The organism is Paractinoplanes toevensis (genome assembly GCF_018332695.1).
GTDB lineage: Bacteria > Actinomycetota > Actinomycetes > Mycobacteriales > Micromonosporaceae > Actinoplanes > Actinoplanes toevensis.
On sequence record NZ_BOQN01000206.1, the window covers coordinates 20,147 to 28,137 of the forward strand.

At 67.5% G+C, this 7,991-nt stretch carries 10 protein-coding genes; 2 read left to right on the forward strand and 8 right to left on the reverse strand.

The features are described 5' to 3' along the window. Positions 1 to 6: 6 nt before the first annotated feature. From Ato02nite_RS50385 to Ato02nite_RS50405, 5 genes are read right to left on the reverse strand one after another with little or no spacing between them, the layout of a single operon-like run. Positions 7 to 1,302 (reverse strand): TadA family conjugal transfer-associated ATPase, encoded by a 1,296-nt coding sequence (locus Ato02nite_RS50385; RefSeq protein ID WP_213013867.1) that lies wholly within the window; start codon positions 1,300 to 1,302, stop codon positions 7 to 9. Then, positions 1,299 to 2,075: a CpaE/TadZ family protein gene (locus Ato02nite_RS50390; RefSeq protein ID WP_213013868.1), complete on the reverse strand. Its 777-nt coding sequence runs from the start codon at positions 2,073 to 2,075 to the stop codon at positions 1,299 to 1,301. Before Ato02nite_RS50390 ends, Ato02nite_RS50385 begins: the two co-directional genes overlap by 4 nt. Before the next feature lie 6 nt (positions 2,076 to 2,081). Then, positions 2,082 to 2,768 carry an SAF domain-containing protein gene (locus Ato02nite_RS50395; RefSeq protein ID WP_213013869.1) on the reverse strand — a complete coding sequence of 229 codons (687 nt, stop codon included), beginning with the start codon at positions 2,766 to 2,768 and terminating at the stop codon, positions 2,082 to 2,084. Beyond that, positions 2,765 to 3,640: a hypothetical protein gene (locus Ato02nite_RS50400; RefSeq protein WP_213013870.1), complete on the reverse strand. Its 876-nt coding sequence runs from the start codon at positions 3,638 to 3,640 to the stop codon at positions 2,765 to 2,767. The genes Ato02nite_RS50395 and Ato02nite_RS50400 overlap by 4 nt, the downstream gene beginning before the upstream one ends. Continuing rightward, positions 3,634 to 4,194 (reverse strand): hypothetical protein, encoded by a 561-nt coding sequence (locus Ato02nite_RS50405; protein WP_246608250.1) that lies wholly within the window; start codon positions 4,192 to 4,194, stop codon positions 3,634 to 3,636. The genes Ato02nite_RS50400 and Ato02nite_RS50405 overlap by 7 nt, the downstream gene beginning before the upstream one ends. A 721-nt stretch (positions 4,195 to 4,915) precedes the next feature. Between Ato02nite_RS50405 and Ato02nite_RS50410 the strand changes: the two genes are divergently transcribed. Both Ato02nite_RS50410 and Ato02nite_RS50415 read left to right on the forward strand, forming a co-directional pair. Further along, positions 4,916 to 5,443 carry a prepilin peptidase gene (locus tag Ato02nite_RS50410; protein WP_213013871.1) on the forward strand — a complete coding sequence of 176 codons (528 nt, stop codon included), beginning with the start codon at positions 4,916 to 4,918 and terminating at the stop codon, positions 5,441 to 5,443. A 193-nt stretch (positions 5,444 to 5,636) separates the two neighbouring features. Next, on the forward strand, positions 5,637 to 5,978 hold the full coding sequence (locus Ato02nite_RS50415) for a histone-like nucleoid-structuring protein Lsr2 (RefSeq protein ID WP_213013872.1): 342 nt from the start codon (positions 5,637 to 5,639) through the stop codon (positions 5,976 to 5,978). 128 nt (positions 5,979 to 6,106) lie between these two features. Here Ato02nite_RS50415 and Ato02nite_RS50420 read toward each other — a convergent pair whose 3' ends face one another. The 3 genes from Ato02nite_RS50420 to Ato02nite_RS50430 form a co-directional block, all read right to left on the reverse strand. Next, positions 6,107 to 6,352: a hypothetical protein gene (locus tag Ato02nite_RS50420; protein WP_213013873.1), complete on the reverse strand. Its 246-nt coding sequence runs from the start codon at positions 6,350 to 6,352 to the stop codon at positions 6,107 to 6,109. A 139-nt stretch (positions 6,353 to 6,491) separates the two neighbouring features. Continuing rightward, positions 6,492 to 7,085 carry a hypothetical protein gene (locus tag Ato02nite_RS50425; protein ID WP_213013874.1) on the reverse strand — a complete coding sequence of 198 codons (594 nt, stop codon included), beginning with the start codon at positions 7,083 to 7,085 and terminating at the stop codon, positions 6,492 to 6,494. Positions 7,086 to 7,329: 244 nt separating this feature from the next. Next, positions 7,330 to 7,991 (reverse strand): META domain-containing protein (locus Ato02nite_RS50430; protein WP_213013875.1); only part of this gene is annotated, 662 nt, incomplete at its 5' end.

The window sequence follows — 7,991 nt, forward strand, 5'->3', positions numbered from 1 at the left end:
GCCTGATCACCAGCCTGCCAGCATGTCGGGCCGAAAGCCGGTCGCGACCAGTTCGTCGAGAGTGTCGCTGCGCAGCGGCGCAGCGGTCACAGCGCGTTTGTCGCGGCCGGGGCGCAGGATCTCATTCGAGATGACGTCGCGGCCTTCGGCGTGCAGGACTTGGCGCACCGACGACACCACCCGGGTGCGGTCGGACCAGGCCAGGTGCACTACGAACTCGATCGCCCCTGCAATCAGCATCGCGGTGGCTTCGAACGGCAGTACCTGTACGGCGTAGGTCATCAGCCGGGTAAGCGCCTGCTGCGAGCTGGAGGCGTGCACCGTTCCGAGTGAGCCGTCGTTGCCCTGGCTCATCGCCTGGCACAGGCTGATCACCTCGGCGCCGCGGACCTCACCAACGATGACTCGGTCCGGGCTCATCCGCAGCGCCCATCGCACCAGTTCGTCCTGGTATATGGCGCCGGAATTCTCGATGTTGGGTTCGCGGACCTGAAGCTCCACACAGTCTGGGTGTTCGACCTCGTCTCTGAGGCCGAGTTCGAAGGTGTCTTCGATGGTGATCAGCCGCTCGTGGGCCGGTATCTCGCGGGCCATGGCCCGCAGCAGCGTTGTCTTACCGGTGTAGGTGCCGCCGCTGATTACCACGTTCTTGCGGGCCTTGACCAACGCGGCCAGCAGCGCCGCGGTGCCGGCGTCGAGCATCCGGTAACCGACCAGGTCCGGCAGGCTCGCCCTGGTGAGCGGGTGCCGGCGGATCGAGACCACCGGGACCTTCGATACCGCCATCGCGGCGAAGACCCGCGACCCGTCGGGCAGTTGCAGGTTCAGCCGGGGTACGCCGCGGTCGAAGCGGCGTTCCTCCGACCCCGAGCGGGCGGCGATCATCCGGATCAGCTCGACCAGCTCATCGGTACTGGACGCGACCGGCGGCACCCTCCGCTTGCTGCCGTCGACCTCGGAGACGAACACCTCGTCACCGTTGATGTTGATCTGCGTGACCCGCGGATTGTCGAGGTATTCCTGCAGGCCGCCGAGCCCGGCGAAGTGGTTCCGCACCGCCGCGGCGATGCGCCGTTCCATGGCCGGCTCCAGCGGCCGGTCCCCGGCGGACAGCACCTGCCGGGCGTGCTCGTTGAGGGCCTCGTCCACCAGCTGCCACACCAGCTGCTCGTAATCACCGCCGGTCACGTCACGGCCCCGCTCGCTGAGTTGCCGGGCGACGCGGCGCCGCAACACCTCCACCAGTCCGCGTTCGGCGTCGTTGCTGCCGCTGCGGGCAGAACTAGTATTGGTGACGGTCATCGGGGATTCACTCCCATCGCGTTGACGTAGGGCATGAGGTTGCGGACCTCCGCGTGGCCTACCGCTGGCGGGATATCGGCCAGCCGGGCGGCGGCGTCGCCCGCTGCACGCACCATCGGGGAACGCCACCACCCCGGCGCCGTCAGATACCGGCCGGTGAGCATCCCCGCGCCGACCTTGTCCCGGCCCACCGTGCCCAGCACCGCCACGCTCAGATCCGCGCTCACCTCCGCCTCGTCATACGGACCGGCGCCGCTCAACCACACCCAGACGTGACCGCGGGCCGTCGCGCGCAGCCGCTGCAGCCGGGAAAACACCTGCGTCAGGTCCGCCAGATTCGGGGTGGCCACGACGACCACGTGATCGGCGGCCTGCACCACCGGGGCCAGCGGCGAACGACGCGACAGCCGGCCCACATCCACGATCACCGACCGATGGACTGCGGCGCGCCCCAGCATCGGCACGGACGCGGCGAGCTGCTCCACCGCCGGTGCGGCGGCGTCGCTGGGCGGCGCGAGGACCACCTCGGCGTCTACCCGCAGCCGCTGCGCGAACCCTTCCAGCGCCACCGTGTCCGGGCCGCTCGAGCGGATCGCCAGCGCCAGCGCGGCCAGTCCCGGCTCCGGGTTGACCCCGAAACGCGCGGCCAGGTCACCGCCGTCGCTGTCCGCCTCAACCAGTAACGACCCCGTGTCGGGCCATCGTGACGCCAGCCCCAACGCCAGGCTGGTCACGCCCGGCGAACCCTTGATCGATCCCACTACCACCAGCATCAGAATTCACCCGTCTGCCCCGTGTTGGACCAGCGCCGCCTCGCCTGACGCGGCGGCGATGCGCTGGGCTGCCTCCGTGTTCGTCAACACCGTCACCAGCAGACCCCCGTTTTGATCCGCGGTCTGATGCACCGACTCGACCGTCGCCTCGGCCCGCACCGTCGCCGCACCGCCGGTATCGACGGCGGTACCCGGCTGGATTTGCGGGACGATCAGCACCGTCACCCGCATCCCGGGCGCCAGCCCGTCGGGTGCCCGGCCCGGCTTGACCGCCACCGCCGCGAGGGCCTCGCCGGCGGCCGGCCATTGCGGCGGGCCGACCTGCGCGGGACCGAGCAGCATGCCTTTGGCCAGCGGCATCGCCGCGATCCGCCCGATCACCGACGACCGTGACGACGCCGGCATCGTGGCCACGCCGGCGTCCACACTCACCAACGCGGTCGTGACGTCGGCGGCGGCGATGACCTGACCGGCCTTCACCGGCCGGGCGACCGCCAGCACCGCTAGCCGGTCATCGACGCGGGCGGCGACCTGCACCCCTGCGACGGCCCCGACCAGCACGGTCAACGCTCCGAACAGCACCAGTGACAGCCGGATCCGGCGGTGTCCGGCTCGCGGGCGCTCACCGGGCCGCCCGGTCGGCGGCGAGCTGGTGTCACGCGGTGCGGCCAGCAGAGTTCCTGGTTCGCTCATCGCAGGACCCCGCTGTTGACCGCCGGGGCCTCACGCACCACGATCTGTGCCGTCGAGGTCGTCGACAACTGCGGCACCGCGCCCGTCTGCCCGCCACCGGCCCACGCGACCTGCCACGTCACCGTCGCCCGCACCGCGAACACCCCACCGGAACGGCCCACCGACGGCTGCCGGTAGGTATGCCCACACGTCGGCGACGCCGCCGCCGGGTCCATCCCGGCCCGCCACGGCGTGCCCGGCCCAGTACATGTCACCTGCGCACCGTCACCGGTGCTCCACAGCACCCGGATCGGCTTGGCCGTCGCCGTCACCGCCAGCCCCGGCACACTCGCCGTCGCCGCCCGCGGAGCCCACGAGCCCGAAGCCAGCCACAACCACGTCGGCAAGTTCACGAACTGCGGCGCGGGGGGAGCCGGATTGAAACTGATCGTCGGCTTCGGCAACCGCAAGGTCGCGACCGCGCTCTGCGCCACGACCGCCGGATCGGCCGCCGCGACCGCTTCGTCGGGCACCCACTCCGGGCGCGTACCGAACCCCGACCGCTCACCCAGACACACCTTTGAGTACCAGCCACCGGGACCAGAGACTCCCGGCGGCGGAGGATCGTCGTTGGCCTTCTTCCACTCACACGCGCTGTCAGCGGGATCAGCCCCGCTGTCTGAGCTCGTTCCTGAGTCCTTGCCCGTCTCGCCCTGCCCTCGCGGGTGCCGGCCTGGCTTTTCGACCTTGATGCGGCACGACGGGCTGTCAGGGCTGACGCCGCAGTTCACCGGACCGGCCGGATCGGCGTGCGCCGACGACACGCCGATGCTCAAGACCAAAAGAACTGCCACGCTCGACGCAGCGAGAAGCTGTGGAACGCGGGTCAACATGACCCCACCTCATGAACACCGACCGACCACACCTTCCACACGCCATCACCGGTGTCTCGGACAAACGCTCCAGTGAATCGGCGCCCTCCCGGCTCGTCGTTGACCAATTTGCCCGACTTCTCATAGATGAGCCAGTTGGTGGAGTCGAGGCAGTCTTGGATCTCGAACTGCTGGACCGGATCTCCAGCAGGGGGTCGCTCGGTCACCCGCGGCGTCATGACCGGTCGCCCCTTCATGACCTGACCCTTATCCCGGTACTCGTCCAGTCCCTTGGTCAAGGCACTCAAGGCATCGCCGGTCGTGTACTGGGCCAGGTCGCCATGGGTCGGGTCGGCGGACTCGCCTGCTGTGGCATAGGCGTTCCACATGCCGCGATACGCGGCCAACGCCTTGGTGTCCGCAGACGCCGGCGTGTCCTGAGACGGAGCGCGCAAGCTTGGGGTCGACGCGGGCGGCGGCGCGTCCTGCCGTTGCGGCCGATCGTCCGAGCACCCAGCGCTGGCTCCTGCCAGCAGCAGCGACCCGATCACCACTGCACCGAAGCGTTGCATCATCAGCGACCTCCCCCATTGATGTTTGTCGTCTGGTGTACCGCATCCACTCATGACAGAGGGGCACTCTTCCGCTGGATACCGGCGAGCCCACGGGTGCCACTGGCGACGGGAACCGCGCCGAAACAGCACCGCGTGGTCGGGCTGGCTCACGGTGCGGCACCGAAGGCCGGGGACTCGGACCGCATGGCGGTGGTGGAACCACTCACGGTCGCTTTCTCTCATCACCCTTCGACCATGAGCTGTCGCACTCCAACGCGGTAGTTGTCATCGGTTGTCGAGGGTTGTCGGAGGTTATCGAGCGTTGTCGCACTCCTGGTTCCGGTATGTGCTCTGACCGACCTGGCCTTACCTTGTAATCCGCGCCTCGGTGCGACGACGAGCGACCTATCGGCTATTGAGTTGGACAGGAGACGCCCACGTGACAATTTCTTATCCGCCACTCAAGGTAAGACGAAGCTGATGGCCGGCGTCGCCGGCGTAAGCGGCTGCCGAAACCGCCGACGAGATGGTTTATGCGTTTGCTGCGGTGTTGGCTACCAGCGGTGCCGCAGCCGGATTGTCGGCTCAGACCGTTTTCCGCTTGTCAGCTCTACGAATTCAGTCTCCCGCTGACGGCTGTCCGGGATGTGGCCGACCCTTCAGGGCAGGATTACGCAGATGGCTCCCTGAACGTCGCCGATGTCCTGGTTGCTCCCGGATCAACGGACCGCGATGGTGGGCAATGGCCGGCGCCGGCGCGCTGGCCAGCGGACTGTTCGCCGCGCGACCTGTTCCGGCAACTTCGGCCGAGTGGGCCCTGCTGGCCGCCTGGCTGACCTTCGTGCAGGCGGGGATCTTCCTGTCTGCGGTTGACATCGCCGCGCACCGGCTGCCCACGCGTGTCGTCTCGGGTACGGCTGGCGTGATCGCGGCGGCCATCAGCCTGGCGACACTTCTGGAGCGCAACAGCGAGATCCTCGTGCGGGCGGGCCTCGGCGCGCTGGCCGTCGGGGGCGTATACCTCCTGCTGTTCGTGTTGGCACCGGACGGGATCGGGGCAGGTGACGTCCGCCTCGCGGCCGTCACCGGACTGACGCTGGGGCCCGGCGGTTGGCGCATGGTGGTGCTGGGGCTCGCGCTCCCCTATCTGCTCTGCCTTCCGGTCGCCGTAGCGACCGCTATACGCCGCCGCGGTCAGCCCTCAACTCCGATCCCTTTCGGACCATTCCTCATCGCCGGATCGGTCATCGCCGGCGTGGCGGCGCAGTAACCGACTATCGCAATCCATCCAACGTCGAAGGATTTTCTGTAAGATTCACACCGGTACGGAAATCTCTACTTCACGTCCTTCTACATGCCATTCGACATACTTGACTTCCCGCACCTTGCCCCGCTAGCTCGTCTGCGGCGCGTCAGATATTTTAAGTACGCCCGCCGACCGATATCGCAATGGAAGGTAACACGTGGCAAAGCAGATTATTACTCTCCTCACCGACGACCTGGATGGCGGCGAAGCCGACCGCACGGTGGAATTCGCTTTGGATGGAGTGAACTACGCCATCGACCTGTCGGAGAAAAACGCCGGGAAACTTCGCAAAGTGCTGGATCCTCACCTGGCTGTAGGCACCCGAGTGGGTCGTGGCGGCATTAACCGTCGCCCGCGCGGCACGGCCACGGCTTCAGCGGCCACGAATCGGCAGAGGAATCAGGAGATTCGGGAATGGGCCGCTCAGCAGGGCCACGAGGTGTCGGGACGCGGACGAATCCCCACCGCGGTGGTGAACGCGTACGACGCAACACACTGACCGCAGCGCCAGGAACAGCTCGTTGGGGCGCCGCGGCGAGTTCCACAGGGGGAAGAACGCGCCACGGTGCCGTCAGGAGCGCAAGAGCGATTGCCAGAGTTCGTCCAGATCGGATGATGCTGCAGGGTTCAACGGCGACCGCCGGGCGTCGCGCCGCCCTGAGCAAAGATGCCTGGGGTGTTCGGTCGTTTCCGGGCGGGTGCATTTCGCGGTATCAGCGTCGGTTGGCTGAATCGCAGGAGGTCGCTCATGAGCAAGTGAAGCAGCAGCCCGTCGTTGCCGGCGAAGTGCTCAACCACGATGTTATGGGCCTCAGGCACGACGGCCTCGAGTTGATCCACGAAGTCCGCGCCTATGATCATGCTGCGCATCATGGCTCAACCCTCGTCGCCATGCACGCTCATCGGGATGAGCGCGCGGCTGGCAACGCGACCGGCGCTCACGCCGCGTGACAGGTCTCGGCCGGTCCGCCGCGCACGGACGGCGGCAGATCCGTGCATCGCCTGCCGGTTGCTACGTGATGTGGTGGTTCAGTTCGGCGCGCAGTGTTGCGGGTCCGGGATTGAAGATGCCGATGTCGATGATCAGCACGGGCCGGCCGTTGCGGTAGCGGATACGCGGTAGGTCCCGGCTGGGCAGATCGACACGAAGACCGTAGAGATCGCGGGGCGTGATCTCAAGCGTGGCCAGCGGGCCTCGGCGGCGTACTCGCGCCGAGGTGATGTCGGCCCAGCCGATGACCATGGGCGCTGCGCGGGTAGCCATTTCGATCCCTACACGGCTGATACTGATCCAGCTCTGGTGTAGCCGCCTTTTCCAGGTGACAAGCGCGGTGCCGGCAAATGACCCGACCACGACGCAGGCAATCGTCTCGCCGAGGTGGGCCGGGCTCGATTCCTGCCCGGGCAACACCGCCATCAGCAACCAAACGCCTGGGGCAGCAATCAGCGCGGCCAGTGCCGGTATGAGCAGCGTCCACGTGGCGCTCGCCCGAAACATTGTCGTCTGCGAGGAGGACTCTGACCGGCTGCCGCGTGCGCCTTCACTCACGGCCGCATCACCGGACCCCACAGGCAGTTGATCATGAATGGAGTACAACAGCTCCAAGGCTTAGCCGCCACGACCGGAGGTGCGACCTTCACCATCGTTCAGCGCAGGCACGGCCCCGATCGTCGAACGAGCGCGGCGAGTTATGCGCTCCCCCGAAACAGCTGGCATGTGCTGTAACGAAGAATCGGGACGGTTGCCCATGATGTAGCCGTCAGCCGGCGCCCAGGAGGGCCACCGCGTGTGACACCTCGTGCTCCGCCGACGCACACCATCAGCGGCAAATCCGCTCACCTGGGCTACCTCAGAAGTCGGCTTGCCTGCCCGCCTTCTCGGCCACAACTGTGTAGCCGCCTGCCCTGACCGTCAAGGCGTTGCCACTGACGCCGGCGAGCGCAGGTGCCCCGTCCTCGAACGCCGAGATCGCGGAAACCGCCACCAGGACGATCGGGTCATGACCCGCATAGCCCGCCAACGTACTGCTAACTCCACTGGTGGTGAAGCCATCGGGCGTCACCCGGTAGCTCCCGCTGTGGTAGTTCACGGGCTCGTTGGCGCCGAAGTGCCCGTCCGGCGTGAACTGCAGGTAGACCGAGTACTTCCCGGGGACGGAGGTTGTCTTGCCCCCGTGGCTGATCGACACCACGGCCCACTTGTACCCGGCGAATCCCGCTGCGCTCGCCGCCCGGCCGGCCGGTGCGGAGCATGCGGCGAGGACGAAGACGAACAGGACACCTACCACGGCGACAAGCGGGGCCCGGCGAGCGACGCGATCAGGGCTCATATGACTAAGACGACCAATCATCCGTAGCGGTTCCCCGACGGCACCGCTGGCCGTCAAGAGCGGCTCGCCGACGGTCTGGCAGCATAAGGACGATAGCGGCGTTCGAATCACCGCGTCGGTCCGACTCTGACCATCCAGGGAACTGGAACAACATCCGGTCATCGGCAAATCCGCGTGCGTGG

Bases quoted from the DNA above. Each gene is read 5' to 3' on its own strand.
- Ato02nite_RS50385 (WP_213013867.1), bottom strand. From the start codon at position 1,302: ATGACCGTCACCAATACTAGTTCTGCCCGCAGCGGCAGCAACGACGCC.
- Ato02nite_RS50390 (WP_213013868.1), bottom strand. From the start codon at position 2,075: ATGCTGGTGGTAGTGGGATCGATCAAGGGTTCGCCGGGCGTGACCAGC.
- Ato02nite_RS50395 (WP_213013869.1), bottom strand. From the start codon at position 2,768: ATGAGCGAACCAGGAACTCTGCTGGCCGCACCGCGTGACACCAGCTCG.
- Ato02nite_RS50400 (WP_213013870.1), bottom strand. From the start codon at position 3,640: ATGTTGACCCGCGTTCCACAGCTTCTCGCTGCGTCGAGCGTGGCAGTT.
- Ato02nite_RS50405 (WP_246608250.1), bottom strand. From the start codon at position 4,194: ATGATGCAACGCTTCGGTGCAGTGGTGATCGGGTCGCTGCTGCTGGCA.
- Ato02nite_RS50410 (WP_213013871.1), top strand. From the start codon at position 4,916: ATGGCCGGCGCCGGCGCGCTGGCCAGCGGACTGTTCGCCGCGCGACCT.
- Ato02nite_RS50420 (WP_213013873.1), bottom strand. From the start codon at position 6,352: ATGATGCGCAGCATGATCATAGGCGCGGACTTCGTGGATCAACTCGAG.